The sequence below is a fragment of the Bacillus sp. ES1-5 genome, assembly GCF_022487605.1.
Classification (GTDB): domain Bacteria; phylum Bacillota; class Bacilli; order Bacillales; family Bacillaceae_G; genus Bacillus_A; species Bacillus_A wiedmannii.
This window is the reverse complement of sequence record NZ_JAKVPU010000005.1, coordinates 439,907-456,897: the sequence shown is the minus strand read 5'-3', so window position 1 is coordinate 456,897 and position 16,991 is coordinate 439,907. Positions and strand designations below refer to the sequence as shown.

The 16,991-nt window shown below is 36.3% G+C and carries 13 protein-coding genes; 6 read left to right on the top strand and 7 right to left on the bottom strand.

Annotated features, from left to right (window positions below; genetic code table 11):
• The coding region (locus MKO96_RS19215; RefSeq protein WP_240588370.1) for an isopeptide-forming domain-containing fimbrial protein at positions 1 to 8,069 on the bottom strand (8,069 nt) is incomplete at its 3' end.
• A gap of 441 nt (positions 8,070 to 8,510) precedes the next feature.
• Here MKO96_RS19215 and MKO96_RS19210 point away from each other — a divergent pair.
• Positions 8,511 to 8,990 carry a GyrI-like domain-containing protein gene (locus MKO96_RS19210; RefSeq protein ID WP_240588369.1) on the top strand — a complete coding sequence of 160 codons (480 nt, stop codon included), beginning with the start codon at positions 8,511 to 8,513 and terminating at the stop codon, positions 8,988 to 8,990.
• Positions 8,991 to 9,165: 175 nt separating this feature from the next.
• A complete protein-coding gene (locus MKO96_RS19205) occupies positions 9,166 to 10,413 on the top strand; it encodes an MFS transporter (protein WP_046953592.1) in 1,248 nt (415 codons plus the stop codon).
• A gap of 17 nt (positions 10,414 to 10,430) precedes the next feature.
• On the opposite strand, the gene MKO96_RS19200 is transcribed toward MKO96_RS19205, so the two are convergent.
• Entirely contained in the window at positions 10,431 to 11,312 is an 882-nt protein-coding gene (locus MKO96_RS19200) for a helix-turn-helix domain-containing protein (RefSeq protein ID WP_240588368.1), read from the bottom strand.
• A 77-nt stretch (positions 11,313 to 11,389) separates the two neighbouring features.
• Between MKO96_RS19200 and MKO96_RS19195 the strand changes: the two genes are divergently transcribed.
• The gene (locus MKO96_RS19195; protein ID WP_240588367.1) at positions 11,390 to 11,851 is read left to right on the top strand and encodes a 2-thiouracil desulfurase family protein; all 462 of its coding nucleotides are present in this window, start codon (positions 11,390 to 11,392) and stop codon (positions 11,849 to 11,851) included.
• Positions 11,852 to 11,879: 28 nt separating this feature from the next.
• On the opposite strand, the gene MKO96_RS19190 is transcribed toward MKO96_RS19195, so the two are convergent.
• Positions 11,880 to 12,233 (bottom strand): YxeA family protein, encoded by a 354-nt coding sequence (locus MKO96_RS19190; protein WP_131931704.1) that lies wholly within the window; start codon positions 12,231 to 12,233, stop codon positions 11,880 to 11,882.
• Positions 12,234 to 12,338: 105 nt separating this feature from the next.
• Positions 12,339 to 12,476, bottom strand: coding sequence for a methyltransferase (locus MKO96_RS29525; RefSeq protein WP_369294525.1), 138 nt, complete (start codon positions 12,474 to 12,476; stop codon positions 12,339 to 12,341).
• Between the two features lie 190 nt (positions 12,477 to 12,666).
• Here MKO96_RS29525 and MKO96_RS19185 point away from each other — a divergent pair, with 190 nt between their 5' ends.
• Complete coding sequence (locus tag MKO96_RS19185; RefSeq protein ID WP_240588366.1) at positions 12,667 to 13,230, top strand: GNAT family N-acetyltransferase; 564 nt, start codon at positions 12,667 to 12,669, stop codon at positions 13,228 to 13,230.
• Positions 13,231 to 13,376: 146 nt separating this feature from the next.
• Here the strand turns inward: MKO96_RS19185 and MKO96_RS19180 are convergent, their stop codons facing one another.
• From MKO96_RS19180 to MKO96_RS19170, 3 genes are all read right to left on the bottom strand, one after another.
• On the bottom strand, positions 13,377 to 13,730 hold the full coding sequence (locus MKO96_RS19180; RefSeq protein WP_000573830.1) for a HesB/IscA family protein: 354 nt from the start codon (positions 13,728 to 13,730) through the stop codon (positions 13,377 to 13,379).
• Between the two features lie 41 nt (positions 13,731 to 13,771).
• Complete coding sequence (gene dapF / locus MKO96_RS19175) at positions 13,772 to 14,638, bottom strand: diaminopimelate epimerase (protein WP_240588365.1); 867 nt, start codon at positions 14,636 to 14,638, stop codon at positions 13,772 to 13,774.
• A gap of 243 nt (positions 14,639 to 14,881) precedes the next feature.
• Positions 14,882 to 15,121 carry a YuzB family protein gene (locus tag MKO96_RS19170; RefSeq protein ID WP_000595025.1) on the bottom strand — a complete coding sequence of 80 codons (240 nt, stop codon included), beginning with the start codon at positions 15,119 to 15,121 and terminating at the stop codon, positions 14,882 to 14,884.
• A 353-nt stretch (positions 15,122 to 15,474) separates the two neighbouring features.
• Here MKO96_RS19170 and MKO96_RS19165 point away from each other — a divergent pair, with 353 nt between their 5' ends.
• Together MKO96_RS19165 and MKO96_RS19160 are read left to right on the top strand one after the other, a co-directional pair.
• Positions 15,475 to 16,545, top strand: coding sequence for an NAD(P)/FAD-dependent oxidoreductase (locus MKO96_RS19165; RefSeq protein ID WP_087982817.1), 1,071 nt, complete (start codon positions 15,475 to 15,477; stop codon positions 16,543 to 16,545).
• A 233-nt stretch (positions 16,546 to 16,778) separates the two neighbouring features.
• Positions 16,779 to 16,952, top strand: coding sequence for an aspartyl-phosphate phosphatase Spo0E family protein (locus MKO96_RS19160; protein ID WP_001054620.1), 174 nt, complete (start codon positions 16,779 to 16,781; stop codon positions 16,950 to 16,952).
• Positions 16,953 to 16,991 lie beyond the last annotated feature (39 nt).

The following is a 16,991-nucleotide window of genomic DNA, read 5'->3' as shown; positions in this document are numbered from 1 at the left end:
TCCGGTTTCACTTCTGGTTCTTTCGGATCCTCCGGTTTCACTTCTGGTTCTTTCGGATCCTCCGGTTTCACTTCTGGTTCTTTCGGATCCTCCGGTTTCACTTCTGGTTCTTTCGGGTCTTCCGGTTTCACTTTTGGTTCTTTCGGATCTGGTTTCACTTCCGGTTTCTTCGGCTTAATGGAAACTGTCGGTTCAAGCGGCTGGTTTGTTGTATCTTCCACAATCGCTTTATTCACAATTTCCTCTCCGTTTTTAACAGTTTCTTTTACCTTCGCTTTAAAAATAATACTACGTTCTTTTCTATCCATAATGTCTAAATACGTAGCAGTTACTTTTCCAAACTCCATTTTTAACTCTATTGGATTTGGCTCAGCACCTTCAAATCTAAGACTATCTTGCACATATTCTAAACCGGCTGGAATTTCATCTTCTACCTTTACCACGGCTAATTTTCCGTTTTCTACCGTATTTTCAAAGCTAATTCGGTATTCAATTTCCTCTCCTAGCTTCGGTTCGGGATTACTTACTGTCTTCGTTGCTTTTAATTTACCATCTTTATATTCTGGCTTTATTGTCGCTGTCGGTTCCATAACGGGGTGGTTCGGATCATCCACATGAATAATCGCTTTATTTGTTATTTCCCCTCCAACTTTTACTGTTTCTTTTACCTTCACTTTAAAAATGATACTTCTTTCTTTCGTATCCATAATATCTGGATACTTCACTATTACTTTTCCATTCTCTACTGTAAGCTCTGTTGGTGCAGGCTTGTCACCTACAGCCTTCAAACTATCTTGCATATATTCTAAACCAGCTGGAATTTCATCTTCAATTTTCACATCAACTAACTTCCCGCCATCTACTGTGCCGTTAAAAGTAATTCGATATTCGATTTCTTCTCCTAGCTTCGGTTCATGATTACTTACTTCTTTCCTTGCCTCTAGTTTCCCATCTTTATATTGCGGTGTAATTGGTATAAGTGACTCAACTGGCGGAGTCGTCGGATTATTATCATCCACAATCGCCTTGTTTATAATCTCTTTTCCTACTTGTACCGTTTCTTGTACTCGCACTTTAAAGATGATGCTTCTTTTTTTCGTATCTGTAATTTCCGGATACTTTGCTGATACTTTTCCATTCTCAACATGAAGTTCTACTGGATTTGGTTCCGGCCCATTGGACTTTATACTATCTTGTACATATTCTAAACCAGCTGGAATTTCATCTTCTACTTTTACCTCAGTTAGTTTTCCGTTCTCTACCGTATTTTCAAAGCTAATTCGATATTCAATTTCTTCTCCTAACTTCGGTTCATGATTACTTACTGTTTTTTCTGCTTGTAATGCACCATCTTTATATTGAGGCTTAATAGCGATATTCGGTTGCTCTGGTGGATGTATTGTATCTTCCACAACCGCCTTATTCACAATTGCCTCTCCTACTTTAGCTTTTTCTTTCACCTTCACTTTAAAAACGATGCTTCTTTCTTTCGTATCCGTAATTTCTGGATACTCTGCAAGGACAATCCCGTTTTTCACTTTCACATGCAACGGTTTCGGATTCTCTCCCTCAGCTCTTTCACTACCTTCTACAAACTCTAAGCCACTTGGTAATTCATCCTTAATCTTCACCTTCGCTACTTTTCCATGTTCAACTACGTTACGGAAAGTAATTCGATACTCTACTTCTTCTCCTAATTTTGGAGCTTCGTTATTTACCGTTTTCTCAGCTTTTAGTTTTCCGTCTTTATACTCCGGTGTAATAATCGCTTCTGGTTTTTGCGGCGGATTCTTTGGATTATGATCATCCACAATTGCCTTGTTCACGATTGTCTTACCGACCTTTGCTGCTTCCGTTACTTTCACCTTAAAGTTAATACTACGCTCCGCTGTATCAGTGATATTCTCATACTTCGCTGTAATTTTTCCAGCTTCTTCTTTTAACTCTACTGGATTCGGTTCATTACCTTCTGCTTGTAAACTATCTTTCACATACTCTAAACCGGTTGGTAATTGATCCTCAATTTTCACCTCTGCTAGTTTTCCGTTTTCTACCGTATTTTTAAAACGAATTCGGTACTCTACTTCTTCTCCTAGCTTTGGATCCTTTTTACTTACCTTTTTATCAGCTTTAACTTTACCGTCTTTATAATCCGGTGTAATCTCCACTTCCGGTCGTTCTACTGGATTTTGTGAGTCATCCACAATCGCTTTATTCACAATTTCCTTGTCCACTTCCACATCATCTTTCACTTTCACTTTAAAGATAATGTTTCTTTCTTTCATATCAGTGATGTTTTCATATCTTGCGATAATTTTACCAGCTTCTTCTTTCAACTCTACTGGAGCTGGCTTATCACCTTCTGCTTTTAGACTATCCTTCACAAATTCTAAACCAGACGGAATTTCATCTTCTATCTTCACCTCAGCCAGCTTTCCATCTTTCACCGTATTACTAAATGAAATGCGGTATTCGATTTCTTCCCCTAGCTTTGGTTTATGATTATTTACTTTTTTATGAGCAGTAATTTTACCGTCTTTATATTGCGGTGTAATTTTCGCTGTCGGTTCAGTTATAGGATGGTTCGGATCATCCACATGAATAATCGCTTTATTTGTAATATCCTTGCCTATTGCAACTGAATCTTTCACCTTCACTTTAAAGACGATACTTCTTTCTCTCGTATCCGTAATCTCTGAATACTTTGCCATTACCTTTCCATTTTCTACTTTCAACTCCACTGGTTTTGGCTCTTCACCTTCAGCCTTTTCGCTTCCTTGTACGAACTCTAAACCAGCTGGAATTTCATCCTCTATCTTCACCTCTGCTAGCTTTCCATCCTTCATCGTATTATTAAAAGTCATTCGATATTCGATTTCTTCGCCTAGCTTCGGTTCGTGATTACTTACTTCTTTTCTCGCTTCAATTTTTCCATCTTTATATTGCGGTGTAATCGGTACATAAGGCTCTTCTGGCAGATTCTTTGTATCATCCACAACCGCTTCATTTACGATTTCTTCTCCTGCTTTTACGCTTTCTTTTACCTTCGCTTTAAAGACAATACTTCTTTCCTCTGTATCTGTAATTGTTGGATATTTTGCCATTACCTTGTTATTTTTCACCTGTAGCTCTACTGGTTCCGGTTTAGAACCTTCTGCTTTCACGCTGTTCTCCACATAATCTAACCCAGCTGGTAATGTATCCTTTATGTTTACCTCTGCTAGTTTTCCGTTCTCTACCGTGTTTTTAAAACGAATTCGGTATTCTACTTCTTCTCCTAGTTTTGGTTTATGATTATTCGCCACTTTCTGAGCAGTAATCTTGCCGTCTTTATATTGTGGAGTAATTACCACATGAGGCTTTTCTGGCTCATTTGTTGTATCTACTACGATTGCCTTATTGACAATTTCCTTACCTATTTCTGCCTCTTCTTTTACCTTCACTTTAAAGGCAATACTTCTTTCTTTTGTATCTGTAATTGCTGGATACTTTGCCATTACCTTGCCATTTTCCACTTTCAGTTCTACCGGACCCGGTTTAGAACCTTCCGCCTTCAAACTGTTCTCCACATACTCTAAGCCAGCTGGAATTTCATCTTCTACTTTAACCTCAGTTAGCTTCCCGTTTTCTACCGTATTTTTAAAACGAATTCGGTATTCTACTTCTTCTCCTAACTTCGGCTTCTTATTGTTTACAAACTTCTCAGCTTTCAGCTTACCGTCTTTATATTCTGGCGTGATCGTTACTTCTGAAGTCGTTGGATCTTTCGTATCATCAACAATTGCCTTATTGACGATTTCCTTGCCTACTTCCGCTTCTTCTTTCACCTTTACTTTAAAGACGATACTTCTTTCTTTCGTATCCGTAATATTTGCGTATTCAGCGATAACTTTTCCATCTTTCACATGTAACTTTACTGGAGCTGGTTTATCGCCTTCCGCCTTTTCACTATCTTTTACATACTCTAAACCGTTAGGGATTGTATCCTCTATTTTTACCTTTTCTAGTTTTCCGTTTTCTACCGTATTCTTAAAGCTAATTCGGTATTCCACTTCTTCTCCTAGTTTTGGTGATGAATTATCTACTGTCTTCTTCAAATCAATTATTCCATCTTTATATTGCGGAGTAATTCTTTCCTCCGGCTCAATCGGTGGATTTTTCGTATCATCAACAATTGCTTTATTGATGATTTCTTTACCTATTTTTGCTTCTTCCTTCACCTTTGCTTTAAAGACGATACTTCTTTCTTTCGTATCCGTAATATCGATATACTTAGCTTTAACTACCCCAGCTTCAACCGTTAATTTTACTGGCCCCGGTGCTTCTCCTTCAGCCTTAATACTATTTTCTACATATTCAAGACCTGTTGGAATTGCATCTTCTACTCGCACCTCTGCTAGTTTTCCGTTCTCTACCGTATTATGAAAGCTAATTCGATATTCGATTTCTTCTCCTGTCTTCGGCTTTTCATTATTAACTACCTTTGTAGCCGCAATTTCACCTTTTTTACTTTGCGGTGTAATAACAACCTTTGCATCAGCCGGATCATGTTTCGGATCTTTTGCAACTGCTTTGTTCACAATTGCTTCCCCTACTTTTGCCGTCTCTTTTACTTTCACTTTAAAAACAATACTTCTTTGTTCCATATCCGTAATTTCTGGATATGTTGCAGTTACTTTGCCATTCTCCATTTTTAGTTCTACTGGCTCTGGTTTTATACCTTCTGCTTTCAAACTATCTTTCACGTATTCAACACCTTCAGGCAACGTGTCTTCTATCATTACCTTTTCTAGCTTTCCGTTTTCTACCGTATTATGAAATGTAATGCGGTACTCCACTTCTTCTCCTAGTTTTGGTGTTTGATTCGTTACGCTTTTATCCACGTCTACTTTACCGTCTTTATAACCTGGCGTAATTTTTTCTTCTGGATGCTCAGACTGACCATTTGGATCGCCCACAATTGCTTTATTAACAATTGTTTCTCCTGCTTTTGCTTCTGCTTTTACTTTCACTTTAAAAGTGATACTTCGCTCTTTTGTATCCGTAATTTCTGGATATTTTGCGATTACCTTACCATTTTCTACTTTTAACTCTACTGGATTTGGTTCAGCACCTTCAGCTCTCTCACTGCCTTGAATAAATTCTAAGTTAGCTGGAATTTCATCTTCTATTGTAACTGCCTCTAGTTTTCCGTTTTCCACCGTATTTTTGAAGCTAATTTGATATTCAAATTCTTCTCCTAGCTTCGGCTTCTTATTTGTTGCTTTTTTCTTTGCATCAATCTTACCGGCCTTATGCTGTGGTGTAATCTTTTCTTCTAGATTCTTTGGTGGATTTGTTTTATCACTAACAATTGCTTTATTAACAATTTCTTCACCAATTTTTGCAGTTTCTTTTACTTTCGTTTTAAAGACGATACTTCTTTCTTCCATATCCGTAATTTCTGGATACTTTGCAATTACTTTGCCATTTTCAAATTTCAGCTCTACTGGCTCTGGTTTTGCACCTTCTGCTTTCAAACTATCTTTCACAAACTCAAGACTACTCGGTAATTCGTCTTCAATCGTCAATACATCTAGACGTCCATCTTTAAGAGTGTTTTTAAAAGTAATGCGATACTCTACCTCATCACCTAAACTCGGTGTTTTGTTAGAAGCTATTTTTGTCGCTTCTATTTCTCCAGGAACTTCTTTTGGAGTCGTAACCGTAATATTTGCATCGTCTTCACTCTCATACTTTACATCATCACTATCTTGTCCCTTTACAACAACGGTATTTTTCACTGTTGTATCTGATTGTATAGATTCTTTCACTTTCACCTTAAATGTAATAGTGGTACTTTCACCAGGCTGTAAAACACCACCGTCTTTAGCATCTGCCCCTTCACCAATACGGAAATCAATTTGATTATTTACAAACTCTGCTTCATCATCGTTTGCATCATCAGTTTTTTGTCCTTTATTGCTGCCAGTAACATATTGAATGGATCCCGGAACATACTCTAAGCGATTATCTAATTTATCAAATCCTTTTACATTAGATACCGGTGCTTGATTGTTCTTCGTATCATTTTTCACTTCAATTTGGTACGTAATTTCTTCGCCAACTTTAACTTCCTTAATTTCTTTTCCAGCACTATCTAATGCCTTTTTATCAACTTGTAAATTTGGCGCATTATGTTCTGTGACGAATGTGGTGTTGTTTAATACGTAAATGTCACCGCCACCACCATTTGCTCTAAAGCGCATTTTTCCTTCTTTTAAATCATTTTTCACTTGCTTTGGACCTTCAAGATGATACGTATGAATATCTGTACTAAATGAATTTGTCCAATCGGGGTTATATCCCGGATATTTTTTTGTAACAAACTCGTTAGTACCATCTACTTGTACTTCTGTCATAGACGAGTCATTAACATCATTGTCTTTACCGTTAATATTTTTAAACTTTTGATATCCTAATCCAAAGTCATACTCTCCATAATCATAGGCATATCCATCATTTTCAGCAGGATCACCTTGCGATGAAAAATAACTAAATTTAGCCTTAAAAGCCCCTTCTTTCGGTGTGTTTATTTTATTAACACTAATATCTGTCCAAGCTGTACTTTTTTGAGAAACTAAACCTTCCCAAACCTTTATATCTTTTACGGTTTCTTTATAGTTTTCATACACTAATATAAGATTCCAGTTACCCCAGTAGTAGCCGCCACCTGTTTCATCTTTAATTTGTGGGACATTAGCAACTGTCACTGTTTGAGAAATCCCTTGTTGTGCAATTACACTTGTTACATCCGCATATGCAACATAACCAGCACCACTACCTGAGTAATTAGAAATATACGGCAAATAATCTGCTTTTCGTATACTATCAGCACTTACCTCTGAGTATCCTTTATTTCCTATTTTTATTTTGACCGGTTGCCTTACTTGATCCTCGGTAACCTTTCTATCAGCGATATTTCCTGGTAAACCCATAGCCGCTGTCCAAAATAAATACGCCTTTTTCACTTTACTTCCAGCAGGTATTTTTGGAAATGCACCTGTTGATGAGTTAAAGTTGCCATCAACCTTATCGACATTAACAGTATATTTATCCGTCCTATATCCCAGGCTTTGTCTACCATATCGAGTCTTCTCATCAACTAAACCAAGCGTCGTATTACCAGTCTGCACTAAATTACCAGCAGCAATTGTAGAATACAGTGGATCTCCAAATCCTTGCTTATCTCCTGTTTGGATTTGAACCTGTGAAGCATTTTCTGATGCAGCTTGTACTTCTGTATCACTCTGTTTTGCCGCTACAGGTGATTGTTTTTTCTCTTTTTCTAGCTGCTTCTCATCTTTAGCTACCGGTTGTTTTTCCTTCTCTATCTCTGTTTTTAATACACGCTTATTTTTATCTTCCATAGATGCTTTTAGTTTTTCATCAGCTTTGTTAGTTGCATTATCAACTGGTGACCCGACTTCTTTCTTACTACTGTCAGCCTCATCATCGGCATTAGCTTCAACCTTGTCTTCAGAAGGAATCCCTTCAACATCTACAGACATGATTCCTATTTGTACTTGATCTTTTTGCACACTAATCTTTTGTTTGTATTCTTTATTGAAATGCTGCGTACGATTAGCTTTTATTAACACAGTCATTTTTTTATGTGATTTTAAATCTTGAATTTTAAGATTAGAAGAAAGAAGCTTTCCTCCCTTATCTTTTTCCTCTACATAGAAATCCGCTACTTTATTTTCAGGTAACTTCTCTCCGTTTACTTTCACAGATTGCGAAAGGAACGTAATTTCATTTTCATTATTTTGTTTAAGTACCAATTCTTGAATTGGTGTATTTCCCGTATTTTCAATCGTATATTGAAATACGTGCTCCCTCTCAGCTACTTCTCCCTTATATATTGCAGCATTCACTTGCTCTGCCTTAATTCTCACATCATTTCCTTGTAACTCATCCCAGCTCTTTTTATTTATCTCTGTAGCAAAAGCACTAGGTGAAGGTAATATGATGGATAGGAGAAGTGTGATCATCGTTACGACATTAAAACATTTCAACACTTTTTTCATATTTTCTACCTCTCTCCTTTCTATATATTTGCTATGCATCTACTTCACTTCAGTACCCATCTCATTTAGTAGTCAGGAACATAGCAATATACCCACTCGCAACAACCCGCCCTACGAAGATGCATCATTGAAATTCCTATTTCAACAATACAAACCTCATAGAATATTACTATTTTAATTTATCAAAAATAGCATATATATCGGGTACTTATATAAACCTATAAAACACCTTATGGTATAGGCCTATATAACAGTTTAAGGATACACAAAAAGCTTAACATATCCTTTAATCTATTCATACATACAATAGAAAATCTACCATTTTTAGTCATTTCAGTTTGTTGTTTATGATTAAAATTTTCAAAAAACAATAACCGTTACATGTAAAAATATGCTATATTAAACAAGAACGAACGTTCTAGTTAAAGGGAGGAATTTTTAATGATAAACGATCCTATTATTGTAAATAAAGAAGCTTTCCAAGCAATCGGCGTTTCGATTACGACGACAAATGAAATAGAGGCATCTACTGAAGGGAAAATTCCAGGGCTTTGGAACCAATACTTCCAAGAACAAATGATGCATCACATCCCAAATCAACAAACGAAAGAAACATTCGCGTTCTACTCAAATTACGAATCAGATGAAACTGGTACATATCAATTTACGATCGGTATGCCTGTTTCTTCATTAGAAGACGTTCCTGAAAATATGACAACTTTAACAATACCTGCCACTACATATGCGGTATTTACAACGAGAACAGGACCAGTTGCTGAAGTCGTTTGTGAGGCTTGGGAATATATTTGGCAATGGTCAAAAGAAAACAAACGTGCTTTTACAACAGACTTTGAGCTTTATGATGAAAAAGCAACAGATCCAACCAACGTACAATTAGATATTTATATTGCATTAGCCTGAACGACAAAAAAGAAGATACCATTTGGTATCTTCTTTTTTGTCGTTAAATAGCTACTGTGCAAACCCAACATTATTGTCTACAATGAGAAAGTGCAGTATAGAAATATTAGAAACTGTATAAAACGATTGTTAATAGGTTTTTTAGTTTAAATTTGTCACATAGAAAGGAAGCAATATGGAGGAACTACAACAAAATAAATCTGCTTTAAAAGAAAATGCGAAACCGTTATTAAAAAATACGAATTTCCTTTTCCTTTGGGCAGCTACACTCTTTTCAAGTTTTGCCTTAGCCTTTTTTACTTTTTCACAAACGTGGTACATAGCAAAAACATTAAACCTTGAGGCTTCACTCGGTGTTGTTTTCGTAGCTCTTAGTGTTCCAAGGCTTATTTTTATGATTATCGGCGGTGCTGTAGCTGATAAATTCCCGAAAAAAAACATTATGTTTTATTCTAATATTATTCGTGCTATTCTTGTCGCAACCATCCTTACATGGTTCATCGTAGGTGATGTAACACTATATACATTTGCTTTATTCGCTTTATTCTTTGGGCTTGCTGATGCTTTTTTCTGGTCAGCTGATGGATCTATCTTGCCTGAACTTGTAGAAAAAAGCCGTTTAACACAAGCAAACTCACTTACACAAATGTCAAATCAAGCATCGGTCATCTTAGGCCCTGTACTTGGCGGAATTCTTATCAAATTTACGAACTATGAAACGATCTTTTCGATCACGATTTTATTACTAATCGTCGCAGCCATACTCGTTCAAAAAATACAATTTACGATGCCAGAACAGCAAAATACAGACAAAGGCATGTTCACTTCTATTAAAGAGGGAATTTTATATGTAAAGGAATCACCATTCCTTTCAACTTTCCTTCTTTGTAGCGCCTTTTTAAACTTATTTTTAATCGGTCCGATGCAAGTTGGTTTCCCGCTTTTCGTTAAAAATGTTCTGCACGGTGACTCGCTCCAGTTCAGTTACCTAGAAGCATCTGTAGGAGGCGGAATGGCAATAGGCGCTGTCATTGTCGGTTTAAAAAATATTAATCGTAGACGCGGTCTATTTTGCATTATCATGATGCTACTGTCTGGTGTATTCTTCTTATCCATCAACTTTAGTACCGTACTTTGGCAAGCATTATTAGCTGGCATGTTTTATGGTATTACAATTGCAATGGCTATCGTTCCGCTTATGGCGATGATTCAATCGACAGTAAAAGAAGAAATGATGGGACGCGTAATGAGTTTACTTATGCTATCATCAATGGGCTTTATCCCGCTCTCTTATGCATTCACATCCATCGCACTTGCAATAGGAATTCCAATCGTAACCGTTATGAAAAGCGGTGCAATTGCTGTTATCGTCTTCGTACTATTTGTAGCGATTCGTGTTCCAGTTGTAAGAAAGTTCGACTAGATACTTGGAGTCATGTATTATACGCATGGCTCCTTTTTAAATGGATCAAATAACGCTATCCCCTTACTTCTTCTCATAGCTGCTCCCCATTCTAGTCCAACCTCTAAAAATAGATCCCGCACTGTACTATATAAAAGCGCCTTAACATTTTTACGGATTTCCCCGTATTTATACGCTCTCACAACACTCTTTACTCGCCAAATGAAATTTCCATACACTTCTTCATCAGCTAATATTTGCTCCAGTAAAACACCTTGCTCTAGTAAACCGCTCTTTTTATATGCAAGTTCCACCTTACTCCAAAATATATTAATCTTTTTCGGATTACGCGTCATTGGCACAAGTGCGTATATAAAAGGCTTCGGTATATCGTGACGGCAATACGTCTCATCAAGTTCGTACGTTTCTTTTCTATTCTCTTTTATTTGTGGAATGTTTTTAAAAAGAATTGTTTCCCCTTCACTTTTTTGCTCATTTTTACTACAGCCATCTACACGATCATCACTTTCACATGCGGACAGTTTCATACGGTCATCCATGCGGTCAATTGCAGATGGAAGAAATACATATAAGTTCGCACTATATCCGCCGCGCTTATGTCTTTCTTTTGTCGCAACACGCTTTATAATTCCTAGTTCCTCTAGCTTTGCAATGGAGCGGCGTACTGTACGAATACTTTTTCCAATATTCGTCGCGATCGTCTCCATTAACGGACAAGCAACTCCCACTGTTTTCTGTTTCTCATTCACCGCATACTTCCCTAAAAAATGAATGATGGTTGTATCCGTTTTATTTAATTCAAATCGATAGCACTTCAAAATTTGTCTTTGATATGTATTAAACTCTTCTTTACTTCGAAATTCACTATATGGTTTCATTAAGTTATATAAGCTTCCCATTTTTATCACCTCATTTATAGGTAAGAGTCAGGAAGAAAAATTGGCGTGATATTTTAAATTTTTTTGGAGGTGACAATATGATCGTAATTAGCGCTTGTTTAGGTGGTATCGCTTGTCGGTATGACGGCAATGACAATCTCGTTTCAAAAATAGAGGAGCTTCTGCAAAAAGAAGATACCGTCCTCATTTGTCCTGAAGTATTAGGAGGATTACCAACACCTCGTCCCTCAGCTGAAATTATTGGTGGGAATGGCGATGACGTTTTGGATGGAAAAGCAAAAGTGATGACAAAAGACGGTGAAGATGTCACAGAGGCCTTCGTAAGTGGTGCTTATAAAGCTCTAGAACAAATTAAAAATTTACACCCAGAATATATTATTTTGAAAGAACGCAGTCCATCTTGTGGTAGTTCTACAATTTACACTGGAAAATTTAACGGGAATAAACAAACTGGTTACGGGGTAACAACTGCTTTATTCAAAAGACATGGATTTACAGTCATTTCAGAAGAGGATTTTGAAAATAAAAAAAGGAATTGACCCTGTTCGTCAATTCCTTTTTTCTTTCTTATTTTGCACCTAATTTTTCTTTCACTTTCGCAGGAAGCTCATCTTTCTTTACTTCTTCCCAAGCTGATACACCTTTTTTATCTGAATGATATACACGTAGGAATGCATCTTTACGTAAGTTTTTTTGTGCAGTAAATTCTAATTCTTTCTCTTTACCTTCTTTATCAAATCCAGTTAACTTATATTCGTAATTTTTATACGGCTCACCATTATCAGATTTACCATTATACTCTTTTCCATCTACTGTAATTTGAACATAATACTCATCTTTACCCATACGATTTAAATCACAACCAACTAATAGGCTTGCAAATACAACTAAAATACTAAAAAGTGCAATATATCTTTTCATTTCCTTCACCTCATGTGTTTTTCTTATATTGTTATCTTAAAGCCTAAGCTTTAAAGAAGAAATTCAAAAACATGACATGAACATTACACTTTTGTAAGATAATAATTATTTCTTCACTTTAGAAACCGTCATCCCATCACTAATTGGAATGAGTATGGACTCTAAACTTGGATGAGTTGCTACTACTTCATTAAACTTCTTTATACATATAAACCAACCTCTAATTATACAAAAGACAACAATCGTAAGAAAATAGATGAAAAATAATAATTCCTTACTCAACCAACTAACGATTTCGTTTTCAATATGTGAAAAGGGATTTCTAAGTGATGGATTGAATATATACTTATTGTTTTCTAGCTTTTGACTGAAAGTTTTTTATTACCCACGTTTCATTCTGTCCTAATTTAAAGTTTTCGAGAGGTGAAATCATATGAACCCTATTTTATTAGATGTTCCGTTACAAATAGAAACAGACAGACTCATTCTTCGGGCACCACTTCAAGCTGGTGAAGGGAATATAGTACACGAAGCTATTAAAGATTCCATTAGTGAATTAAAGCAATGGCTGCTTTTATTCCAGTCAATTCCTACTGTTGAAGAAACGGAAATTCTCCTGAGAAATGCACATATAGATTTTTTGAAAAGAGAAAGCTTTCGCTACCTTATCTACCATAAAGAGACGAATGATTTTATCGGAACTGCTAGCCTTCACGCAATTGATTGGAAGGTTGCTAAATGTGAAATTGGATACTGGATTAACACGCAGTTTAGTGGAAATGGATACATGACAGAAGTAGTAAATGCGTTAATAAACTTTGGATTTCAGTTATTCAAATTTAGAAGGATTGAAATACGATGTGAACGTAATAATACGAAAAGTCGTGCAATCCCTGAAAAACTAGGTTTTGAGCTTGAAGGGACATTACGTAATGAAGATCTTTCAGCTGACGGCAAACAACTAATTGATACTTGCATCTATGCAAAGATAAATTAGATTTTAACATTCGTTGTGCAACATATCTTAAAGTCGGTTTCTAAATTGGGAAGGCGACGTTTTTGATTTTTTACGACAAAAGAAAAGACCTCCTTAACGATTTTATTTCATCGCTAAAAAGGTCTTTCTCTATTTCTGCTAAAAACTTAGCACTCTTCCGGCTTACCAGCATTCGTCGCTGTACGGAAAGATGATCCACATCCGCATGATGCGATTGCGTTTGGATTATCGATTGTAAATCCGCCGCCAAGCATAGATTGTTTATAATCAATTTTTACTCCTTTAACAATTGGAGCACTTTCTGTATCGATAACAAATTCAACACCGAAAAACTCAAGAACTGTGTCGTCTTCTTTTGGTTCTACTTCAAATCCTAAGCCGTAAGAAAGGCCAGTACATCCGCCGCCATGTACAGCAAGGCGCACGTACTTCTCTCCATCTTCAGCATCTTTTAACATATCTTTAATTTGAAAAGCTGCTTGTTCTGTTACTTCAATCATGAAATACACCATCCTTTCTGTTCTCATTCTATTATACATCTTTACGCTTCTATCTTGTACTCATACACTCCGTGGCAAATTACTTCTGCTGGTCCTTTCATTAATACATTGCCTTCTTCTGTCCATGCAATCATTAAATCGCCACCAGCTAAATGGACTATAATTTCCTTACCACGTTCCATTTTCCCATTTAAAATAGAGGCTACAACTGCAGCACACGCCCCTGTTCCACAAGCTTGTGTTACACCAGATCCACGTTCCCAAACGCGGAAGTTCATCTCTGCATCATTCAAAATCTCGATGAATTCAACATTTACTCGCTCTGGGAACATTTCATGTGTCTCTAGGACTGGACCAAGTGTTGTAAGAGGTGCTTGTTCTACATCATCAACAAAAATAACCGCATGCGGATTCCCCATTGAAACAGCTGTAAATGCATAGCGATGATTATTGTATAAGAAGTTTTCACGAATAAATGGTGTTTCACCTTCACCAAGCATCGGTATTTCTGCACGAGTTAAACGCGGTGCTCCCATATCGATTTTCGCTAATGTAACTTTCCCTTCTTCTACCGTTACTTCCGCTGTTACAATACCAGCTAACGTTTCAATTGTGAAAACTGTTTCTTCTACTAGTTTATGCTCATACGCATATTTCGCTACGCAGCGTAAACCGTTACCACAGCTCTTTCCTTCTGAACCATCATTATTAAACATGCGCATTTTCACCGGAGCTACGTCAGATGGACAAATTAAAATCATTCCATCTGCTCCAATACCAGTATTAATATTTGAAACCTTTTCCGCCACAAGAACTAAATTTTCTTCAGGAATTTGTTCTTCAAACATATTTACATATATATAACTATTGCCAAGACCATGCATTTTTGTAAAAGAAAATTGGCTCATTTGTATTCACTCCAAAAATAGTTTGTTATTTTAAGTATAAAATGCACGCTTTTAGAACACAATATGAATGTCCCCCGTTTCTCATATTTTACAACATTTGGCGATGAGCCATTCTTGCACAAATTGTGTAAGAAAAAAGCCCTTTTACAAGGGCCTTTTTTATTTATATACAATATTATCCTCCCCCGCGAAAGGAAATTTTATCTAATAGAAAAAGAAAAGGGTGCTGCTGATTGCAACACCTTAAAACATTGGATTTTCATCCAAATAATCATATACATTATTGACCAATTCTTCTACTGTAGCACCTTGTACTACTTCACCATTTACGAGTGCAAACGGTCCTTCAAAACAAATGCCACAATATCCTAAACAACCATACTCCATTACATCTAAATTCGGATCTTTTTCTAATTTCTCTAAAGCTGCTTGTGAGCCACTCGCAAGGTTACCTACACAAAATTCAATTAATGGTTTAATCAAAATTCTCCCCCCTGTACTACAAAACAAATTACCTTCTGACTCTATCTATTAAGAAGAAAACTAAGCTGCCTCTTGTTGTTTTCGTTATACATTCTAAACTATTTAGTTACTTCACTATTTCACTTCAAAGTAGATGGTCTTATTTTATATAACATGCTACTCGCAATGAAATAGTAACTAAAAAGGAAAAACAGTTTACTTTACTTTTCTTCTTATTGTACAACAGAGTATTCATTCATGCATTGTTATTTGTTCACAAATTCGATATAATTTGATTGAGTAAAGTCGAAATATTTTATTAATATAAAATTGTATGATTAGGGGATATTTCAACAGAAAAGGGGTAATCCATCATGAAACACCTCGTAATACTAGGTGGCGGCTACGGTGGAATGAGAATTCTGCAGCGGCTACTTCCAAGCAACCAACTTCCAGATGATGTACAAGTGACATTAATCGACAAAGTACCATATCATTGCTTCAAAACTGAATATTATGCATTAGTTGCGGGTACTATTTCAGAAACGCATATTCGTATACCGTTTCCCGAGCACCCACGCCTCAATATTCAATACGGCACAATAACAAATATTGATCTCGAAGAAAAAGCTGTTCATCTCGATGGCGGCGAAGCGATCCCATATGATGATTTAATTATCGGTCTTGGCTGTGAGGATAAATATCATAACGTTCCTGGGGCGAAGGAATATACACATAGCCTACAATCGATTGAACAAACACGTAAGACATATGAACAATTAAATAGTCTAGAACCAAACGCAACAGTAGCTGTCGTTGGCGCTGGATTAAGTGGCGTTGAAGTTGCAAGTGAACTTCGCGAAAGCCGTTCTGATTTAAAAATTCACTTATTTGATCGAAAAGATAGAATTCTATTCCCATATCCAGAGAAATTAAGTAGATACGTAGAAGAATGGTTCGTAAAACATAAAGTTACTATTATACGAAACTCTAACATTACAAAAGTAGAACCAAATATTGTGTACAACCACGATGAACCACTTGAATGTGATGCAATCGTCTGGACAGCTGGTATTCAAGCAAATGAAGTTGTTCGAAACCTTCCAGTTGAACAAGATGGTAGCGGACGGGTTATTTTAACAAAATATCACAATATTCCAAATAACGAGCACGTGTATGTTGTAGGGGATTGCGCAGCACTTCCACACGCTCCATCTGCCCAACTTGCTGAAGGTCAAGGAGAGCAAATTGTCCAAATATTATTAAAACGTTGGAATAATGAACCACTTCCTGACGAACTACCTGTAATTAAATTAAAAGGTGTTCTCGGCTCTCTTGGTAAGAAGCACGGCTTTGGTTTACTTGCAAACCAACCATTAATGGGACGTGTACCGAGATTATTAAAATCCGGTCTTCTTTGGATGTACAAATATCATAAAGGTTAATACTTTACAGACTGTCTACTAAATAGGCAGTCTCTTTTATGAGTTAAAATATAATTATCAGACACATCTTTCTCAATATGGATGATGATTTATTTTTCATTTTTATATTAAAAACTATTGATAAACAGTGTATGCTATTTATAAGTTGTTTTATTATTTCCTTTAAGACCGAAGTCATTCGGTCTTATTTTTTATGTTGTAAATACTTTTACAGGAGGTATTCCATTTCACTTATGAACTTAACAAAACTAAACGATCGAATAGAAGCGAAGAAGAAAGAATTGATCTATCTCGTTGAAAAGTACGGATTCACTCATGATAAAGTAATTTCTTTCAGCCAAGAATTAGATCGTTTACTTAACTTATTAATAGAACTCAAGACGAAGAAAAAACGTTGCTCTTTATAACCGTTATCTTCTCTTTTTTGATACGATATAAAGTGAAAC

Excerpts from the sequence above, each read along its gene's own strand:
- MKO96_RS19160 (WP_001054620.1), top strand. The coding sequence starts at position 16,779 with ATGAACTTAACAAAACTAAACGATCGAATAGAAGCGAAGAAGAAAGAA.
- MKO96_RS19210 (WP_240588369.1), top strand. The coding sequence starts at position 8,511 with ATGATAAACGATCCTATTATTGTAAATAAAGAAGCTTTCCAAGCAATC.
- MKO96_RS19190 (WP_131931704.1), bottom strand. The coding sequence starts at position 12,233 with ATGAAAAGATATATTGCACTTTTTAGTATTTTAGTTGTATTTGCAAGC.
- MKO96_RS19180 (WP_000573830.1), bottom strand. The coding sequence starts at position 13,730 with ATGATTGAAGTAACAGAACAAGCAGCTTTTCAAATTAAAGATATGTTA.
- MKO96_RS19205 (WP_046953592.1), top strand. The coding sequence starts at position 9,166 with ATGGAGGAACTACAACAAAATAAATCTGCTTTAAAAGAAAATGCGAAA.
- MKO96_RS19195 (WP_240588367.1), top strand. The coding sequence starts at position 11,390 with ATGATCGTAATTAGCGCTTGTTTAGGTGGTATCGCTTGTCGGTATGAC.
- MKO96_RS19165 (WP_087982817.1), top strand. The coding sequence starts at position 15,475 with ATGAAACACCTCGTAATACTAGGTGGCGGCTACGGTGGAATGAGAATT.
- MKO96_RS19185 (WP_240588366.1), top strand. The coding sequence starts at position 12,667 with ATGAACCCTATTTTATTAGATGTTCCGTTACAAATAGAAACAGACAGA.
- dapF (WP_240588365.1), bottom strand. The coding sequence starts at position 14,638 with ATGAGCCAATTTTCTTTTACAAAAATGCATGGTCTTGGCAATAGTTAT.
- MKO96_RS19200 (WP_240588368.1), bottom strand. The coding sequence starts at position 11,312 with ATGGGAAGCTTATATAACTTAATGAAACCATATAGTGAATTTCGAAGT.